The sequence below is a fragment of the Dyadobacter sp. CY345 genome (assembly GCF_021502725.1).
Taxonomy (GTDB): domain Bacteria; phylum Bacteroidota; class Bacteroidia; order Cytophagales; family Spirosomataceae; genus Dyadobacter.
This window is the reverse complement of record NZ_JAKFFS010000001.1, coordinates 1,680,538-1,699,696: the sequence shown is the minus strand read 5'-3', so window position 1 is coordinate 1,699,696 and position 19,159 is coordinate 1,680,538. Positions and strand designations below refer to the sequence as shown.

The 19,159-nt window shown below is 40.8% G+C and carries 15 protein-coding genes; 13 read left to right on the top strand and 2 right to left on the bottom strand.

Annotated features, from left to right (window positions below; all coding sequences use genetic code 11):
* The first annotated feature begins 296 nt into the window (after positions 1–296).
* Positions 297–1,355 carry a helix-turn-helix transcriptional regulator gene (locus tag L0657_RS07130; protein WP_235149726.1) on the top strand — a complete coding sequence of 353 codons (1,059 nt, stop codon included), beginning with the start codon at positions 297–299 and terminating at the stop codon, positions 1,353–1,355.
* On the opposite strand, the gene L0657_RS07125 is transcribed toward L0657_RS07130, so the two are convergent.
* Together L0657_RS07125 and L0657_RS07120 are read right to left on the bottom strand one after the other, a co-directional pair.
* Entirely contained in the window at positions 1,344–2,117 is a 774-nt protein-coding gene (locus tag L0657_RS07125; RefSeq protein WP_235149725.1) for a hypothetical protein, read from the bottom strand. The genes L0657_RS07130 and L0657_RS07125 overlap by 12 nt on opposite strands.
* 26 nt (positions 2,118–2,143) lie before the next feature.
* Positions 2,144–3,214 carry an AMP-binding protein gene (locus L0657_RS07120; protein ID WP_235149724.1) on the bottom strand — a complete coding sequence of 357 codons (1,071 nt, stop codon included), beginning with the start codon at positions 3,212–3,214 and terminating at the stop codon, positions 2,144–2,146.
* 231 nt (positions 3,215–3,445) lie between these two features.
* On the opposite strand from L0657_RS07120, the gene menB reads away from it, so the two are divergent.
* The 12 genes from menB to L0657_RS07060 all read left to right on the top strand — a co-directional run bounded on the left by menB (position 3,446) and on the right by L0657_RS07060 (position 18,798).
* The gene (gene menB, locus L0657_RS07115) at positions 3,446–4,270 is read left to right on the top strand and encodes a 1,4-dihydroxy-2-naphthoyl-CoA synthase (RefSeq protein WP_235149723.1); all 825 of its coding nucleotides are present in this window, start codon (positions 3,446–3,448) and stop codon (positions 4,268–4,270) included.
* 163 nt (positions 4,271–4,433) lie between these two features.
* A complete protein-coding gene (locus L0657_RS07110; RefSeq protein ID WP_235149722.1) occupies positions 4,434–4,841 on the top strand; it encodes an EVE domain-containing protein in 408 nt (135 codons plus the stop codon).
* Positions 4,834–6,420, top strand: a complete 1,587-nt coding sequence (locus L0657_RS07105; RefSeq protein ID WP_235149721.1) for a hypothetical protein — start codon at positions 4,834–4,836, stop codon at positions 6,418–6,420. The genes L0657_RS07110 and L0657_RS07105 overlap by 8 nt, the downstream gene beginning before the upstream one ends.
* A gap of 85 nt (positions 6,421–6,505) precedes the next feature.
* Positions 6,506–7,393, top strand: a complete 888-nt coding sequence (locus L0657_RS07100) for a class I SAM-dependent methyltransferase (RefSeq protein ID WP_235149720.1) — start codon at positions 6,506–6,508, stop codon at positions 7,391–7,393.
* Positions 7,394–7,531: 138 nt separating this feature from the next.
* Entirely contained in the window at positions 7,532–8,674 is a 1,143-nt protein-coding gene (locus L0657_RS07095; protein ID WP_235149719.1) for a lipopolysaccharide assembly protein LapB, read from the top strand.
* 38 nt (positions 8,675–8,712) lie between these two features.
* Complete coding sequence (gene thrS / locus L0657_RS07090; protein WP_235149718.1) at positions 8,713–10,659, top strand: threonine--tRNA ligase; 1,947 nt, start codon at positions 8,713–8,715, stop codon at positions 10,657–10,659.
* Between the two features lie 106 nt (positions 10,660–10,765).
* Positions 10,766–11,317: a translation initiation factor IF-3 gene (infC, locus tag L0657_RS07085; RefSeq protein ID WP_235149717.1), complete on the top strand. Its 552-nt coding sequence runs from the start codon at positions 10,766–10,768 to the stop codon at positions 11,315–11,317.
* Between the two features lie 207 nt (positions 11,318–11,524).
* Complete coding sequence (rpmI, locus tag L0657_RS07080) at positions 11,525–11,719, top strand: 50S ribosomal protein L35 (protein ID WP_234649118.1); 195 nt, start codon at positions 11,525–11,527, stop codon at positions 11,717–11,719.
* A gap of 108 nt (positions 11,720–11,827) precedes the next feature.
* Complete coding sequence (gene rplT / locus L0657_RS07075) at positions 11,828–12,172, top strand: 50S ribosomal protein L20 (RefSeq protein WP_235149716.1); 345 nt, start codon at positions 11,828–11,830, stop codon at positions 12,170–12,172.
* A gap of 97 nt (positions 12,173–12,269) precedes the next feature.
* A complete protein-coding gene (locus L0657_RS07070) occupies positions 12,270–12,896 on the top strand; it encodes a DUF937 domain-containing protein (protein WP_235149715.1) in 627 nt (208 codons plus the stop codon).
* 195 nt (positions 12,897–13,091) lie between these two features.
* Complete coding sequence (locus L0657_RS07065) at positions 13,092–15,632, top strand: phosphocholine-specific phospholipase C (protein WP_235149714.1); 2,541 nt, start codon at positions 13,092–13,094, stop codon at positions 15,630–15,632.
* A gap of 154 nt (positions 15,633–15,786) precedes the next feature.
* A complete protein-coding gene (locus L0657_RS07060; protein ID WP_235149713.1) occupies positions 15,787–18,798 on the top strand; it encodes a CotH kinase family protein in 3,012 nt (1,003 codons plus the stop codon).
* Positions 18,799–19,159: the final 361 nt, after the last annotated feature.

The following is a 19,159-nucleotide window of genomic DNA, read 5'->3' as shown; positions in this document are numbered from 1 at the left end:
ATGTTATTTTTCATTTTTAGTAAGAGAGAAAATCCTGTCCTGTCTTAGTCTACTCAGCAAATATCTATTTCTTTAACAATTTAATTACGACTTAAATTTTCAAATAGCGCAATCCCGAAGGGATGAAATTATTATAGAAAGGTATCAATCCTATTCAGAAATAACCCTGAAAGGGTGGCATAAAAATGCCAATACCTACCAACTTTCTACAAAAAACAATCCATTTCAACCCGCTCAAATATAATTTTGCTAAAAATTTTGTCATTTCTTTGTAACTTTCTCGCAAAGGATATTTCATGAGCATCGTCAGCAATAATATAAAGTATCTCCGCAGGCTTAATGGCCTTACACAAGAGCAATTTGCACGTAAAATTGCTATCAAGAGGTCTCTTTTGGGTGCCTACGAAGAAGCACGCGCCAATCCCAATCTTACTAATCTTAAGAACATGGCAGCGGCTTTTGGTATTTCTGTGGATAATTTGCTAAAAAATGACCTAAGGAAAATCAGGGAAACGCCGGAAATGTCTTTGCCGCTAAACGGATCAAGACCGATGACGGTTTCACATTCCGGCTCAACAACAACTCCGCCAAGAATGCCAACTTACTCGGAGCCTCAGCCACTCTCGAAAGTGATGGATCATTATCAGCAGCCGGAGCCACCGATTCGCACAGTTTCCCGTCAGGTTACTTTAAAACCTGTAAATGGAGATGCATACCAGCCAGTGCAGCATCCACGGCCGGCGCAATCTCATGCGCCAATTCCTCAGCCAAACCTGGTTGATCATCGTATGCCTGTTTTCAATAATCAGTATGCGATAAACCCTGAACCAGCACCTGTTTACCGGGAGGAAAGAGCTGCCAATTACCCAACGATTCAGTGGGTAGGGAAAAGCCAGTGGTTGGAATATATTGCAAATTATCAGAATCCTGCTTTTCTAACACACCTGCCCTCGTTTCAGCTACCGAATTTGCCTTCTGGTTATTACAGAGCTTTTGAAAGCGGGTCTGACTTTGAATATTCAGGCGCACTTCTCGTAGGATCATTTATTCGGAACTGGTACGAAATTAAAGATGGGTCGCACTATTTGTTTGTTCTGAAAAACCAGGGTTTCCTTTATAGAAAAGCATATAATCAGGTCAAAACGAAGGGTATTTTGCTTTTGAGCTCTGATATCGCTGAAATTCCAAATATCGAAGCTTCGCTGCACGATGTGCTGGAAGTGTGGGAAGTGAAGGCTTTTATCAGCCTGCAATTGCCCAATCCTTCACCGTCTATGGATCGAATCGGGCAATTGGTTGACGAGTTGCAGAATGAAATTAATCGAAATAAATCGTTCGGCGGGTTACCGTACTAGTTTCGAAAAAAGCGATTCTATCATTTGTAAATCTTTACTTTTGGCCGTTGTTTCAACAACAGCTATGCCAAGTTCATACCAAAGCTGATCCCCTATATAAAGATATTTCCCATTCTTGGTAGGTTTCTTTTCACTTGCATTATCATAGATAAATTCAGCGCGGTACACTGTATCCATCACTTTCTGCAAAAATCCCCAGTCCAGTTGTTTCAGTGGACCACCATTTTGGCTCATCGTAAAAGTTTTGTCTGCAAAAGACGCTTTTAACGCCACCTCGCTTTTAGGCTCAGCATCGAAATCCAGATAGGTCAGCTCGAAAGGAAGTTCACGACCCGAAGTTTCCAAAATCGCCTGCATAAATTCCTGAAGGAAATAGACCCAGCGTTCTTTGTCTACCGGATAAACCGTTACGCGTTTATCGTCTTCTTCGATTTCTATCTCGACAAAATCTTCAAATTCTTTTTCTTCCCGCTGACGGATAATTTTTGAAGAGCTGTAAATCGCATTGAATTCCTTGATCCAGTTGGCAGGAACCGCTCCTTTCCAGGAAAAATCATCGTCTAAAGTAAATCCTTCATCAATAATTTCGTCCTCATCCAGATCTTCGCGATCCGTATATTTGATCGAAAAGTCCAAACTCAAATCGTCCTCAGAAATCAGATTCAGTTTGATCGTTTGAAAATTTGCATAAGGTGCAGGAACAACGCCCGCCGTTTGAAAACGGATGATGTACAACCCGGGTATTTGAAGATTTTTATCCATGTAAAAAAAGCGTAATATTTGAAAAACTAGTCAGATAGATGATCAAAAAGCAGCTGAGCCGTCTTTCGCTTGTCAATCTTTTCAGTTGGTGTTTTTATAAATTCTTTCACAAAGTAAACATGTTTTGGTGTTTCGTACGTCGAAATCCGTTTTCTTATTTCTTCCAGAATATGTTGAGCAGACAATTCCTCTCCTGTTTTTTGAATAATTAAAATCAATTTTTGCCCCAATTTCTCATCGTTTTCATACCAGGAGAAAAATTTATTTTCATAACCTGAGTCATAAAAAACCGCTGCAATAACCTGATCCACTTTATCTAAGACAATTTTTACACCACCCGAATTGATCACATTGTCAGCCCTGCCTATCCAGTTAAATGTATTTTCCGAAGTGATTTCAACCAGATCATTCGTTTGGATTCTTTCATTATTGGTGACAGCTCCTTGTAAAAAAATACAACCCCGATCATCTACACCAAAATTTACTCCGGGCAAAACGGTGTAGTGACTTTCGGATTTTGGCTGATTAAGTTTTTTTAAAGCGATATGCGAAACTGTTTCCGTCATTCCATAACTGTGGTAAACAGGAATATTTAAAAGGTCAATTTCTTTTTGAAGACTCAGATCGACCGGAGCTCCGCCCAGCAAAATTTTGCCGAGACGATTAACCTTGGTTTTAGTCTTTTCGTTCGCCAGACAGGTCGAAAGCTGCAAAGGAACAATGGCCACGAAATCAAAATCAATGTTATCCAGTTCCAGCAAGGGATTAGAGGAAGGTTCCACAATACTCAAATCCCAGCCAAGCTCCATGCCGCGTACCAGCATCATGGTTCCAGCAATATAATTTACGTTCAAACAAACCAGTGCGCGAGTTCCTTCTTGTAAATCAAGAGCAGCACCAGTCATTAGCGCACTGCTACGTAGTTGTTCTCTCTTAATTAAAACATCCTTAGGAGTTCCGGTTGAGCCGGAGGTATGGAGGATAAAATGCTCTTTCCCCGTCAGCCAGTTCATCATGAACTCATACGCCTGGCGGAAATATGGATAGTCAGGAACCTCTTGCGTTTTTATTAAAATGGAGTTGGTATTCCAAATCATTATTTGTCAAATTGATTATAGATTCGGCAGCAAACGGCTGCCAGTCCGATGCATCAGTAATTTTCTACTATGAATAAAAGCAGATCGCAACCTCATAGCCCTTTTTCAGTATCGAAAGTTATGATTTTGTTTTTGACGGAAAGCTAAACAATCCGTAATTTCGCCAATTAATTGGAATGTTACGGTCCTTTGAACCGTTCATTGATATTCACTCATTCACAGATTGCTCATATGTCTAGTTCAATAAAATGGGAAACCATTAAGGAATACGAAGAAATCCTTTTCACCCTGCATGAAGGAATTGCCAAAATCAGTATCAATCGCCCGCATAAACATAACGCTTTCACGCCGCAGACTGTCACAGAAATGATCGACGCAATGCACATCTGCCGCGAGGACACGCGTATTGATGTGATCATCTTAACCGGAGAAGGCGGAAAAGCGTTTTGCTCCGGCGGCGACCAGTCTGTTCGCGGCCATGGTGGCTATATTGGTGAAGATCATGTTCCGCGTCTGAATGTTCTGGATTTGCAAAGAATGATTCGCTCTATCCCTAAGGCAGTTATTGCCATGGTTGCAGGTTGGGCAATTGGCGGCGGCCACGTTTTGCACGTTATTTGCGACTTATCGATTGCAGCAGACAATGCACGTTTCGGACAAACAGGACCAAAAGTTGGTAGTTTCGACGGTGGTTTTGGTGCTTCCTATCTGGCACGCGTTGTCGGCCAGAAAAAAGCACGTGAAATCTGGTTTCTTTGCGATCAGTATGACGCGCAGGAGGCCTTACAAATGGGATTGGTAAACAAGGTAGTGCCTTTGGAAGAACTGGAAACGACCACAGTTGAATGGTGTAAAAAAATCCAGCAAAAAAGTCCTTTGTCCATCCGTATGCTGAAAAGTTCATTCAATGCTGAACTTGACGGACAAGCCGGAATTCAGGAACTGGCAGGAAATGCAACACTTTTATACTATCTGAGCGAAGAAGCAAAAGAAGGACAAAGGTCATTCCTGGAAAAACGGGATCCTGATTTTAGTAAATTTCCAAAATTCCCTTGATTTTTAAGTCAAAAGCCCGGTTGGGAGTTGAGAGTCTGGCGAGCTGATGTATTAAATTCGTAAAACTTGTCCAAATTAAAGAACTCTCAACTTTCCATAATTTTGCCCAAGCACCTTCAACCGGGCGCCGGGCGCTCTTAACTTTTTACTTTCAACTACAAAAATGAACTACTGGCTTATAAAATCCGAACCTTTCAAATATTCATGGGATCAATTCGTTGAGGAGGGAAAATCGATGTGGGACGGCGTCCGCAGCTACGAAGCCCGAAACAATATGATGGCGATGAAAAAAGGCGATCTGGCTCTTTTTTATCACAGTAATGAGGGAAAAGAAGTTGTTGGTTTGGCAAAAGTTTCAAAAGAACATTATCCGGATCCGACCACAGAAGATGATCGCTGGGTGGTGGTTGAGTTTGTTCCGGTTGAACATTTCCCTAAAACTGTTACATTAGCACAAATAAAAGCAGACGAAAACTTGAAGGATATGGCACTCGTACGTCAGTCCCGTTTGTCTGTAATTCCTGTAAAACCAGAAGAATTTGACCATATTGTAGGATTGGCACATGCATAAAAAACATTGTTTCCTTTATCAGGCATTGCTAGCGCTTTGCTTATTATTAGTTTATCTTAATGCTTCGGGACAGGTTGTAAAAAGAATCGAATTACCTTTGCAAAATGCAAATGCTGCTTTTCAGACCATGCCTCTTGGCCCGAAAGGCGTTTTGCTTATATCAAAGCCGGATAAAGGAAATTACAATGTGCAGAAATTCGATACCAATTTGGAACGTATCTGGTCTATCGATGGGCCAGTTGAAGGAAATCTTGACTACGTGGCTTCCTGTTACGACGGGCAGGCTGTTTTTCTTCTATTCAGTAAATACAGAAGCTCAGTTTACCAGATTGTCAAGGTAAACGTTGGGCCTGGTTTTGTTGAAACTTTTACCATTAATACTGTCGACCGTTTTGAAATAACCGATTTCAAAACCCTTGGTTATTCCGTTTTTATGGCAGGAATGGTGAGAAATGAGCCCGTTTTGATGCACACAAATCTCACAACTTCTCAAACGCGGGTTTTGCCTTCGGCCATCAAGGGTTCAAATGCAATTCAAACTGTTGAGGTGGATACAACGCATCACCTTGTCAACGTCTGTTTCGCAGTAAAAAAAGGACGTCAGACAAAAATTGTTGCCCGATCTTATGAAGAAAGTGGCGAGCTCTATGTGCAGGCCTCAATTGATCCGGAAGATGATTACTCTCTTTTGAGCGGCCGTTTGCAGATATTAAATGACTCCGTTCGCATGGTTATTGGTACTTATGGATACAGAAATATGCAAAGTACCAGCAACGCCGCTTCCCAGGGACTTTACATCAGTAAAATCGTTAACGAAGAAGTTGTTTTTACTCAATATCACAGCTTCACCGATTTCAGCAATTTTTTTAATTACATGAGCGAGCGGCAGCAGGAAAAGATTGAGAAAAAGATTCGTAAAAAGAAAGATAGCGGCGATGATCTGAAATTAAACTATCGACTTCTTGTACACGACATCGTGCCAAAAAATAACCAGTTTTTATTGATCGCAGAAGTCTTTTACCCGGAGTATAGATACCAGAATCCTAACATGATGGGCGGTTATGGTTATAGTTCAATGATGATGGGCGGCGGTTATCCTTTCGGCATGGGTCTTTACAATCCCTACTTATGGAATCCGATGTATGGCGGTCGTGGTTTTAATCAGCAGGTTTTTGATGGTTTCACTTACACGCACGCAATCATCGCCAATGTCGACCAAACAGGGAAACTGCTTTGGGATAACAGTATCAGTTTTGATAATGTTAAAAGCATGGAACTACGTGAGAAAATTAAAGTGCAAACCGAGCCAAATGGCACTACGCAACTCGTTTACAGCCACAACGGTGGTATTCGCAGCAAAATAATTAAAGGAGGCAAAGTTGTCGACGACAATCGCGTGATCGAAAATGGTACGACGGTTGAAGGTGATAAAGTAAGAAAAACCAGTACTGATGATATCGATTACTGGTTTGATAATTTTTATCTCTCCTGGGGCGAGCAGCGGATTGTCAATGCGCAGGGAGATGTTCAAACCCGGGGCAGACGCAATGTTTATTATTTAAACAAAATATCATTTTAATTATTGGCGATTAGCTTTTCTTAACATTAGAATAGTCGAAATCAAAGCCATTAACAATTAACCATTAATATTTAACCATTAAAAAGTGATACTTCTTTCACCAGAACAACATACAGAATATCAATTAATTGATAGCGGCGGATTTGAAAAACTGGAACGTTTTGGACCATATATTCTTTCCCGTCCTGAACCTCAGGCAATCTGGGACAAATCCATGACAGAAAAAGAGTGGGCGGACAAATCAAATTCTGTATTCAAGCGTGATAAAAACTCTCAGGAAAAAGGACAGTGGATCGTAAAAGACGATATGCCTGAGCGTTGGGTAATGCAATATAGGTCCGGCTCCCTTCATCTTCGTGCAAAGCTGGCATTATCCTCTTTCAAGCACGTTGGTGTTTTTCCTGAGCAGGCCACAAACTGGGATTATATTGCCAAAAAGGTAAAACAAATTCCTGAGGACAAACCTAATGTTTTAAACTTGTTCGCCTATACTGGCCTTGCTTCCCTGGCTGCCAAGGCCTCCGGCGCGGATGTTACGCATGTCGATTCAGTGAAACAGGTCATTAACTGGTCGAGGGAAAATATGGAATTAAGCGGATTGGATAATATTCGCTGGGTTGTAGAAGATGCTCTGAAATTTGTAAACCGCGAAGTTCGTCGTGGGAATCAGTATAATGGAATTATTCTGGATCCGCCCGCGTATGGCCGCGGACCCGATGGCGAAAAATGGCTTTTAGAGGAGAATCTGAATGAAATTTTAAGACTTTGTGCTTTATTGTTGAAGAAAGAAAATTTCTTTTTTATTATCAATTTATATTCACTGGGTTTTTCAGCACTTATTCTTGAAAACCTTATCAAAGCACATTTTGGAGATCAAACAAATCATGAGTTCGGGGAGTTGTTTATCCCTGATTCATTTGGTAAAAAGTTACCACTTGGCGTTTTCTCCCGTTTTTCAGATCAAAAAAATTAACATACTGTTTCCGGTTTTGCAGATAAATTATTTTTTGACGGTTCGCGTTCTTCTGTTGAAGGAGAATATTTTTGCATGAGAAAAAGTCACTTTTCATTAAACTTGTTGTTAATTTTCGCTTTATTCATATTTAGCGGCATGTTACAATCATGTCAAAGTGATGCCAGGAACGCGACCCGCATACCTCCTACTACCAAAAAATCGAAAGCGCAATGGCAAATTGATGCAGTGAATTCGCTTTCAGACCTGATCTACCGAAATATCGACGTCGATTTAAATTATTTCAAAAGATCCAAGATCTATTTTGACCGCGAGCAATACACCGAGGCGATGGCCGACATCAACGAGGCAATTAATGAGAAGGATAATGTTGCGGAATATTTTCTTTTACGCGGAAAGATCAATCGTGAATTGGGAGCGATAGACAACGCTTTGGAAGATGCTGAACGCGCAGAAGCATTACAGCAGAACACGCCGGATTTATATGTATTGATGGCCGATATCTTTCAGGTAAAAAACCGCTTTCGTGAAGCCGGCGCCTATTTAAACCAGGCGATGAAAATGGCTCCTTATGATGGCTCTGCATATTATGTGAAAGGAATGTTGCTAGCCAGACAAGGTGATTCTCTGGCTAGTTTAGCAAATCTTAACAATGCAATTGCGATGAACCCAAGGCTTGTCAGGGCTTATCAGCAAAGTACGATGATTCATTTGAAGCTAAAAGATTATGGCAATGCGCTTGCATTTAACAACCGCGGATTAAAACGTTTCCCAAACAATGCGGAGCTTTATTTTCAACGGGGAGAAATTTATAAAAACCTGTCCGTACTTGATACTGCCATTGTTAATTACCGAAAAGCGACAACACTGAACCCTAAATTTGGTGACGCTTTTTTTCAGATCGGGGCTTTGGAGATAAAACTGAGGGGATATTACAGTGCTTTACTAGCCTTTCAGCAATTGCAGAAAGTTAACACTAAACATCCCCAAATTAATTATCTGATCGCTTTTTGTTATGAAAAACTGGGGAATGATATCAAAGCGAAGGAATATTTCACCTACGAGACCGAGATAAACCCGGCTGATCAAATGTCGGTCTACGGTTTGTGGCGTATAAGACAAAGAGAAAACGGGCGGATGTATCCATCGTTTTATGCGGATGAAAATAGTGAGCCAGATTTTAAAACGCTCGATACGACGCGCGTTAAAATTGATATGATTAAACCTCGGGGAACCATAAATATGAGAATTGATTCCTCTCGCAATGCTAAAATTCAATAGATTTGTAAGAATTAAGAGTAATAGAATTATTTTTTTGAATGAAAGACGAGTCTCTAATTAAAATAACCCTGCCCGATGGTAGCGTGCGCGAATACGAAAAAGGCATCACTGCCCAAGGTATCGCGTTGATTATCAGTGAAGGTCTGGCGCGTAATGTAATTGCGGCCAAAGTAAATGGCGAAGTGTGGGATCCTACGCGCGCGATTGAAAATGATTCACTTGTCGTGTTGCTCACGTGGAATGATGAAGATGGAAAATCGACATTCTGGCATTCTTCTGCCCACTTACTGGCGGAAGCGTTGGAAGCATTATATCCTGGGGTTAAATTAGGTACGGGTCCTTCGATCGAAAGGGGATTTTATTATGATGTTGATTTGGGAGAAAATACGATTTCGTCCGATGACTTTCCAAAAATTGAAGCAAAGATGCTTGAACTGGCACGTCAGAAAAGTGAATTCAAGCGTATCCCGATCAGCAAGCAGGACGCGATCGATTTCTTTACAAAAAAAGGTGATGAGTATAAACTCGAACTGATTGACGGTTTGGAAGATGGATCGATTACGCTTTATGAGCAAGGCGCATTTACAGATCTTTGTCGTGGACCGCATATTCCTAATACTGGTATTATCAAGGCTATTAAGCTGACAAATATTGCTGGTGCATACTGGCGTAACAAGCAGGAAAATAAAATGTTGACCCGTATTTACGGGATTACTTTTCCGAAACAAAAAGAATTGGAGGAGTATGTAACATTAATGGAAGAAGCAAAAAAACGCGATCACCGTAAATTGGGAAAAGAACTTGAATTGTTCGCTTTCTCAGAAAAAGTGGGTCAGGGTTTACCGTTGTGGCTTCCAAAAGGTGCTATGCTACGTGAACGTTTGCAGGCATTTTTGAGCAAAGCGCAATCAAGAGCAGGTTATTTGCCGGTCGTCACACCGCATATCGGTAGCAAAGATTTATATGTTACTTCCGGTCACTGGGATAAATATGGCAAAGATTCCTTCCAGCCAATTAAAACACCAAATCCGGGAGAAGAATATTTGTTGAAGCCGATGAACTGTCCGCATCACTGCGAGATATACAAAACGTCCCCTCGTTCTTACAAAGACCTTCCCTTACGTTTCTCGGAATTCGGAACGGTTTATCGTTATGAACAAAGCGGGGAATTGCATGGTTTGACCCGTGTTCGAGGATTTACGCAGGATGATGCCCATATTTTCTGTCGTCCTGATCAGGTAAAAGAGGAATTTATTCGCGTGATCGACCTGGTACTGTATGTTTTCAAATCATTAGGTTTTGAAGATTATAGCGCTCAGATTTCTTTACGTGATCCAAATGACAAGCAAAAATATATCGGAAGAGACGAAGACTGGGAACGTGCAGAAAGTGCGATCATCGAAGCTTCGGCTGAACGTGGATTGAGCACGGTTACAGAACTTGGCGAGGCAGCATTTTACGGTCCGAAACTGGACTTTATGGTGCGCGACGCTTTGGGAAGAAAATGGCAGCTGGGAACAATCCAGGTTGACTATCAGCTTCCGCAGCGTTTTGAACTTGAATATACCGGTTCTGATAATCAGAAGCACAGACCAGTGATGATCCACCGCGCGCCTTTTGGCTCTATGGAACGTTTCATTGCCATTTTGATCGAAAACTCAGCAGGACAATTTCCGTTATGGTTGTCGCCTGATCAGATTGCGATTTTACCAATTTCAGAAAAGTATGCGGAATATGCCGAACAGGTATTTTTGCAATTGCAGGAACATGATATCCGTGGTTTCATCGATCACCGTGATGAAAAAATTGGTCGCAAGATCCGTGATGCAGAGGTAACCAAGGTTCCTTTCATGCTGATTGTTGGAGAAAAAGAAGCCGCAGAAGGCACGTTATCTGTCCGCAGAAAAGGAGAAGGCGATTTGGGAAGTATGGCGATTGAAGAATTTGCCAGCTATTTTCAAAAAGAAGCAAAAATAATTGGATGATTTTGCAATTTTTGTTATTATTCCCACAATAACGCACTATTTTTGTGTCAGCATTGTTAAATTTCTGATTTCCAACTAAAAAATAAAAATCACCAAACCAAGTAATATGGCATTAAGACCCCCAAGTGGACGTTTCAGAGTTGTCGAAGAACCTTATAAAATCAATGAACGTATCACAGCTAAGGAAGTTCGCCTTGTTGGCGAGAACATCGAAGCTGGCGTTGTAGATATAAATACCGCGAGAGCAATCGCAAAAACACAGAATCTTGACCTGGTTGAAATCGCACCGACGGCTGTTCCGCCTGTGTGTAAAGTAGTTGATTACTCAAAATTCAAATACGAGCAGAAAAAGAAACAGAAAGAGATCAAGGCAAAAGCAATGAAAGTTGTTATTAAGGAGATCCGTTTCGGCCCTAATACTGACGATCACGACTTTGACTTTAAGCTTAAACATGCTATCAATTTCCTAAAAGAAGGTTCGAAAGTAAAAGCATACGTTCACTTTGTTGGTCGTACGATCGTTTTCAAAGAAAGAGGAGTTAATTTATTAAATAAATTCTCCGAAGCCCTTACAGAATATGGTAAGGTTGAAATGGAACCGAAACTGGAAGGAAAAAGAATGACGATCATTCTGGCTCCATTGCCTCCGAAAAAATAAATTTTACTTAGGTTTTGGCTTTTAGCGATTGGCGGTTAGCTAGTAGAGCGCAACAAAAAGCTTGGCTTAATTTTATAGATATATTTTCTTTATCAAAATAAAAATCGTGTCACTGACATTTGTCTTTGACACGATTTTTGTTTTACGAGGAAAATCACTAATTTTGCGCGCTGTTTTATATTTTTTCAACTATTATTTTTTTGTACCATGGGTAAAATGAAAACAAATTCTGGTGCTAAAAAGCGTTTTGCGCTTACTGGTACTGGTAAAATCAAACGTAAACACGCGTTTCACAGTCACATCCTGACCAAAAAATCAAACAAGCGTAAGCGTGGATTGGTTAAAACAGGTCTTATCGATGTGTCTAACCACAAACAAGTATTGGCCTTGCTTGGGAAGTAATTCCGAAAGTCAATAAAATTACCAAATACCATTTCGGTTTTTTGTTCAACCCGATAGCCGGCCTTAAAGTCCCACGACGGGCGCCGTCAATCAAAAACAGTTTATATTATGCCACGTTCGGTAAATCATGTTGCGTCACGCGCAAGACGTAAAAAAGTGTTAAAATTAGCGAAAGGCTATTTCGGCCGTCGTAAAAATGTTTGGACCGTAGCAAAAAACGCCGTTGAGCGTGGATTGCAATACGCGTACAAAGGCCGTAAACAAAAGAAACGTAACTTCCGCGCATTGTGGATCCAACGTATCAACGCTGGAGCACGTTTACACGAATTATCATATTCTGCTCTTATGGGCAAGATCAATGCGCAAGGCATTGAATTAAATCGTAAGGTACTTGCCGATTTGGCAATGAATCACCCGGATGCATTTAAAGCAATCGTTGATCAGGTTAAATAAAACAGCAACCCGCTTCGGCGGGTTTTTTTATGTTTAGGGGTATCGTTACTTTTAGCTGAATTTTAGTCAAAGATATATACAACTAAATATACCGATCATGCTTGACCAACTTATGGGCCTAATTCAGGATAACTCTCAACAGGCCATCGTACAAAACCCCGAAATTCCTAATAGTCAGAATACAGAAGTAATGCAGACTTTGCTTGGATCAATCACCGGCGGGTTGCAGCAACAAGCACAAGCAGGAAACGTGCAGGGCGTTATGGGTTTGCTTTCGGGTAAAGAAACCGGCGGCGGTTTAATGAACAATCCTATTGTCGCTTCCATCGCAGGAAATGCTATCTCTGCTATCACTCAAAAATTTGGTTTAAGTAACGGCGCAGCTGGTGGACTTGTCGCCTCTGTGCTTCCTGGTGTCATTGGCGGCCTTATCAGCAAAGTCAGCAATCCAGGGGACAACAGCCTTGATTTCAACAGTGTGCTGGGCGGTTTACTTGGGGGAGGCAGTGCTGATAATACTTCTGGTACAGCGGCTGCGAGTTCTGGTTTTGACTTCAACCAAATCGGTTATGCCATGGCAGACGGAAAACTTGATATGAGTGACATTATGAACATCGGAGGAAGCTTTTTCGGTGGTGGAAATAACAATGCCGCTCCTCAGGCGGAACAGAAAAAGGAAGGGCTTGATCTTGGAGGACTGCTTGGATGCCTTTTTGGCAAATAGTTAAAAAAATATATATTTTTAGAGCAGCAAATTGGAAGAAGCTTCCGGTTTGCTGCTTTTTTTTTGACTGAACTGTTCAGCAATTCGTTATCAGAAAGATAACCATTATTTAACAGCGCAGTATTCGGAAACGATGGTACTTTTGCAAAAATTTCAGGTAATACTGAAAGGACTCCCAAACCCATAAATTTTACCATGGATTCAAGAAGAGAATTTTTAAAAAAGGCTGCTATGCTTTCCGGCGGCGCTGGCCTTTTCAGTGTGCTCCCCCCTTCTATTCAACGAGCATTAGCCATTGATCCGCAAGCAGGAAGTACGTATCTGGATGCAGAGCACGTAGTGATCCTGATGCAGGAAAACCGTTCTTTCGATCATTGTTATGGATCACTTCGTGGCGTAAGAGGGTTTAACGACCCACGAGCGATAACGTTACCAAATAAAAATCTCGTTTGGCTGCAAACAAATTCAGAAGGAGAAACTTACACGCCTTTCCGGTTGAATATGAAAGATTCTAATGCCACCTGGATGGGTTCTCTCCCACATTCCTGGACAAATCAGGTGGACGCGCGCAATGATGGAAAATATGACAAATGGCTGATCGCTAAACAGGCAGGACATAAAGATTACAGAAAAATGCCGTTGACACAAGGTTTTTACAACCGTGAAGATATCCCATTTTATTATGCTCTTGCCGATGCCTTTACCGTTTGTGATCAAAATTTTTGCTCCTCTTTAACAGGAACAACGCCGAATCGTCTTTACTTATGGACTGGTACTGTCCGCGAAAAAGCTGACCCGGAATCATACGCTAATGTGCGGAATGAGAACGTGGATTATGATAAACAAGCAAATTGGACGACTTTCCCTGAACGGCTGGAAGATCATGGCGTTTCATGGAGAATATATCAAAATGAGATAAGTCTTCCCATGGGATTTGAAGGAGAGGAAGAATCCTGGCTGGCAAATTTCACGGATAATCCTATTGAATGGTTTTCACAATATCACGTCAGATATTCGACCGGCTTTCAGAAACATCTCAAAGTTCAATCGGAGAAATTGCCGAAAGAAATTGCTGACCTGGAAGCTAAAATCAAGAATTTACCAGCAACAGGCAAGGAAAGTGAGACTGCTCAAAAATCTTTAAAAGAGAAAATTGCTTTATTTGAAATTGTAAAAAAAGAGCAGGCAGAATGGAATCCTGAGAACTATGCAAAATTATCGCAGCGTGAGAAAAATCTCCACCAGAAAGCATTCACGACTAATATCAATGATGCAGATTACCACGAAGTAACAACATTTAAATATACTGACGGAGATACAGAACGGGAAGCAAAACTTCCAAAAGGTGACGTTTTGCATCAGTTCCGGGATGATGTGAAAACAGGTAAATTACCGACTGTTTCCTGGTTGGTAGCACCTGAAAACTTTTCTGATCACCCAACTTCACCCTGGTATGGGGCCTGGTATGTATCGGAAGTAATGGACATTCTGACGAAGGATCCGGAAGTTTGGAAAAAGACAATTTTCATTTTATGTTATGATGAAAACGACGGATATTTTGATCATGTTCCACCATACGTTGTGCCTAATCCTTATAAAAAAGATGCTGGATTAACCTCCGAAGGAATTGACTCCAAAGTAGAATATGTGACTTTGGAACAGGACATGAAGAAAAAAGCGGAAAAAGAATCCCGCGAAAGCCCGATTGGTTTGGGTTACAGAGTTCCGCTTGTTGTCGCTTCGCCGTGGAACCGTGGTGGAAATGTCTGCTCGGAAATATTCGACCATACCTCGATCATTCAGTTTCTTGAAAAATTTGTTAACCACAAATCCGGAAAACAAATCAAGGAAACAAATATCAGCGAATGGAGAAGAACGATCTGTGGTGATTTGACGTCAACTTTCAAACCTTACAATGGCGAAAAACTCGCTTTGCCAGAATTCGTCCAGCGTGATGAATTTGTTGAAGGTATTCACAAAGCAAAGTTTAAGGCCTTACCAAATAATTATAAAGCGCTATCGCCCGATGAAATTGCGAAGATAAATCAGGATCCTGCCAATTCACCGTTCATGCCTCAGCAGGAAAAAGGAACACGGCCAGCCTGTCCGCTTCCCTACCAGCTTTATGCGGACGCCAAGCTGAGTTTGGATAAAAATTCCATAGAATTAACTCTAAAATCCGGAAACGAAATTTTCGGAAACAAATCAGTTGGTGCACCATTCGCTGTTTATGCGCCAGGCAAGTATCTGGACCAGAATGTCAAAGTCTGGAATTATGCTGTCAAAAGTGGTGACACATTAAAAGATTCTTACAAGCTCGATAATTTCGAAAATCAGCATTATCATTTACGCGTTTACGGACCAAATGGCTTTTTAAGAGAATTTACTGGCGACGATAGCGATCCACTTATCGAAATAAAGTGCAAATACCAACTGGATAAAAATAAAAAGCCAACTGGAAATATCGAATTGCATTTCAAAAACATGGCTTTCAATAAAACAACGATTGAAATAATTGATAACGCATATAAGACTGCGAAACAGGTGAAAGTATTGGATGCTGCCAGTCAAAAAACGTCGTCTTCAATAGTTATTCTTAATCTTGAAAAAAGCTTCAACTGGTATGATTTCAGTGTAAAAATTTCAGGAAGCAAGTCATTTGAGAAGCGATTTGCCGGACACGTGGAAACAGGCAAAGAAAGTCAAAGTGACCCGTTTATGGGAAGGGTGATCTAAAACTTTTTGAAAATAAGATCAATTTTGGAATACTGTACTTTAACCATTTAAATTTATATTTTTCTAAAATAAAAAGGTCTGGAAATTCACCAATGTTAAGAAATTGTTAACTAGTTTTGATAGAATTATTTCTATCAAAACTAGCAATTCTACTATGGGTAAATTTTTAGCTTTCGCAGTTACTCTTTTATTTCTCACCATATTTCCCAAACTGGCAGAAGGAAAGGAGATACTCTTCATTAATGAGATATTAGCTTCAAACAAGAACGGGGCAACTGACAATACGGGTGCAAAGGAAGATTGGTTTGAAATTTACAACCCGAACAGTTATGAAATTGATCTGGCCGGTTATTATCTTTCGGACAACACTACCAATCCAACTAAGTTTCAAATTGCATCTGGTCCAGGCTCTCCCAAAATTCCGGCGGGAGGATTTATCATCATCTGGGCAAGCAACAGTATCGCCAGGGGTGCATTACATACAAATTTTGCGCTTTCCGCTTCCGGCGAAGCAGTTCTGATTTCGTCGCCTCAACAAGAACTAATAGATCAGGTTGTCTTTGGACAGCAGACGGATGACGTTTCATATGGCAGAAAACCAGATGGTTCGGGAACGTTTGTATTTTTTTCATTACCAACTGCTGCTTCGTCAAATAACAATGCTGCAACGGTTTCGCCCAAACTCGCGTCACCTGTTTTTTCCCAAACAGCAGGATTTAAAAATGCTGCTTTTGATCTCGCAATCACCCATCCCGAACCTGGTGTAAGAATTCGTTATACACTTGATGGATCTGATCCTCAGGATGATAATACTACCAGAGAATTTAAATATAAAAACAAATACAACGACGACGGTACACATCCCGACGTAGGAGGCGTTGGAGAAGGCTGGTCTATTGAAAACTACCGAACAAATTTATATGCAGGCACAATCCGCATTGACGACAGAACCTCAGCAAATAATAAAATTTCCCGAAAAACCTCGTCCATTACGTATGACCCAGGTTATTTACCCACTGAGAAAATTTATAAGGGAACTGTTGTGCGTGCAAAAGTTTTTAAAGACGGATTTACACCAAGCGAAACAGTAACGAGAACGTTTTTCATTAACCCGTCGGGCATCACAAAATATTCCGTTCCAGTTGTCGCTGTAACGGCCCCTGAAACCTCTTTTTTTGACTACGATACCGGAATTTATACGCCAGGAATAACTTTTGATCAATTCCGTAGAGATAATCCAGGGTTACCTGCGGGATTTTGCTCCGTTGGAAATTTTAGCAATAGTGGTGATGTGTGGGAAAGGCCAGCGACAATAGAATTTTTTAATAACAACAGCCTCATACTTTCTCAGGAATCCGCATTTCGTATCCATGGTGGATGCTCGCGTTCTGTTCCCCAGAAGACGCTTCGTCTTTATAGTAACACAGAATTTAACTTTGCGGTGTTTCCCGAAGCCCCGACCAGATTTCCTAAGCGGGTGTTATTAAGAAATTCTGGAAATGACAATAATTCCACGCTTTTCCGCGATTCCTATTTTCAGAAATTGGTTGGAAATCTGTCGTTTGATACGCAATTATCAAGGCCTGCTGTTGTTTTTCTAAATTCAGAATACTGGGGAATCCAAAATATTACAGAGCGTTATGACAAATATTATCTGGAAAAAAAATATGGTGTAAATCGTGATAACGTGGACCTGATTGACGTCGAAGGAATTGAAGTTGAAGAAGGCGATGCCGTGAAGTATAACGAGTTAATGGCTTTTGTTAACACCAATTCTCTTACATCTCCGGTTAACTACGCCGCAATAAAAACGATGATCGATCTTGAAAACTTTACTGATTACCAGATAGCAGAGATTTTCAGTGCCAATACGGATTGGCCGCACAAAAATACCCGGCTTTGGAGAAATAAAGTTAATTACAATCCTGCTGCTAACGTGCCCTATGGCTCGGATGGGCGATGGAGATGGATGTTATATGATACGGATATTGCCCTTGGCTTAAATGTTGGAGCAAGTTTCAACTCGATTCCAAATGCAAGAACTGGCGGTGCGCCATCAGCGATACTTAATAAACTTCTGAATAACGCAGAATATAAAAGCTATTTTATTAATCGCGTGGCCGACCTTTTGAATTCAACATTTCTACCGTCACGTTCTATTCCTTTATTAAACGCTACCAAAACCATATATGAACCTTTGATTGACGAGCATCTGGCAAGATGGAAATCGCCTGTGAATAGAGCTTTCTGGAATCAAAGCATTAACGAAATAGCATCCTTTTTAAATAACAGAGGGTCAAATTTCCAGAACCACATCCGGGCAAGTTTAGGTTCTTCCTATAACAATTTTGCGCTTACCCTTCAGGTGAGCGATCCTGACCGTGGGTATGTGAAAGTTAACAACCTTAATATTTTGCCAACAACTGACGGACTGGCTGCATTACCGTATCCATGGACAGGAACCTATTTTCAAAATAATGAGATAACCTTGACGGCGATTTCAAAAGATGGAAATCATTTTCAAAGATGGGAAAAATCCGGTGTCAGTTACGCGACAACACCCGAGATTAAAGTGACGTCCACATCCGGTGCATTAGAATTCAGGGCAGTGTTCGCAGACGGACCATTACCAGTTACATTGAGCTCATTTGATGCTAAACGCGCTGAAAATAAGATTATCGTGTCGTGGGAAACTACATCAGAAGTTAACAATGATTACTTCGAAGTTCAAAAATCAGCTGATGCCATGAATTGGTCGTTACTAGCAACAGTGAAGGGCGCGGCGACAACGAAAGTTCTTCAACAATACAGAGCAGTTGACGAACAACCTTTTCCAAACCTCAATTATTACCGCCTGAAACAGGTTGATTTTGATCAGACCACAACTTTTTCCCGAATTGTTTCGGTCGATATGGGTAATTTCCAGATCAATAAATTATGGCCAAATCCTGTGGCCGATGTGTTGAATATTTCTCTTGATCAATCCGTCAACTCGGGTGAATACGAGATTATGGATATCAATGGAAGAGTTGTTCAAAGCCATCAAAAGCTATCTCCAACTTCCGCGCTTACCATTCCGGTCAGTAATTTGACCACAGGAGTATACCTTTTAAAGATCAAAACAAAAAACGGTGTCACTCACAGCGGTCGGTTCGTGAAGCAATAAGAATACCGTTGAAATACTTACAGAATACAACTAGCTGACATAAATGGCATGTCGGGAACAAATTGAAGGGAAGTAACTGCAATTTATGCAGTCACTTTTTTGATTTAAAAATCAGCAACAGAATAGTATATCCAAAATTAACGACAAGTGAAGTGCCAAGCGTCAAGCGTAATATGGCAACCGCGAAATAGATTGGAATTTCGTTATTAAATACTATGAATAAGAACTGCTTAAATATTCATACGCACTGTGAATCAACCTATTAATTTAAATTTTTTGTTATTTATCCAGAGCATAATATTTAATAAATAATTTTTTACGATACTGGATAAATTAAGGTGCGATTAAAAAAGCGCCTTCC

Bases quoted from the DNA above. Each gene is read 5' to 3' on its own strand.
- L0657_RS07120 (WP_235149724.1), bottom strand. From the start codon at position 3,214: ATGATTTGGAATACCAACTCCATTTTAATAAAAACGCAAGAGGTTCCT.
- rplT (WP_235149716.1), top strand. From the start codon at position 11,828: ATGCCACGTTCGGTAAATCATGTTGCGTCACGCGCAAGACGTAAAAAA.
- L0657_RS07105 (WP_235149721.1), top strand. From the start codon at position 4,834: ATGCATAAAAAACATTGTTTCCTTTATCAGGCATTGCTAGCGCTTTGC.
- L0657_RS07095 (WP_235149719.1), top strand. From the start codon at position 7,532: ATGTTACAATCATGTCAAAGTGATGCCAGGAACGCGACCCGCATACCT.
- thrS (WP_235149718.1), top strand. From the start codon at position 8,713: ATGAAAGACGAGTCTCTAATTAAAATAACCCTGCCCGATGGTAGCGTG.
- infC (WP_235149717.1), top strand. From the start codon at position 10,766: ATGGCATTAAGACCCCCAAGTGGACGTTTCAGAGTTGTCGAAGAACCT.
- L0657_RS07065 (WP_235149714.1), top strand. From the start codon at position 13,092: ATGGATTCAAGAAGAGAATTTTTAAAAAAGGCTGCTATGCTTTCCGGC.
- L0657_RS07130 (WP_235149726.1), top strand. From the start codon at position 297: ATGAGCATCGTCAGCAATAATATAAAGTATCTCCGCAGGCTTAATGGC.
- L0657_RS07110 (WP_235149722.1), top strand. From the start codon at position 4,434: ATGAACTACTGGCTTATAAAATCCGAACCTTTCAAATATTCATGGGAT.
- L0657_RS07060 (WP_235149713.1), top strand. From the start codon at position 15,787: ATGGGTAAATTTTTAGCTTTCGCAGTTACTCTTTTATTTCTCACCATA.
- menB (WP_235149723.1), top strand. From the start codon at position 3,446: ATGTCTAGTTCAATAAAATGGGAAACCATTAAGGAATACGAAGAAATC.
- L0657_RS07070 (WP_235149715.1), top strand. From the start codon at position 12,270: ATGCTTGACCAACTTATGGGCCTAATTCAGGATAACTCTCAACAGGCC.
- rpmI (WP_234649118.1), top strand. From the start codon at position 11,525: ATGGGTAAAATGAAAACAAATTCTGGTGCTAAAAAGCGTTTTGCGCTT.
- L0657_RS07125 (WP_235149725.1), bottom strand. From the start codon at position 2,117: ATGGATAAAAATCTTCAAATACCCGGGTTGTACATCATCCGTTTTCAA.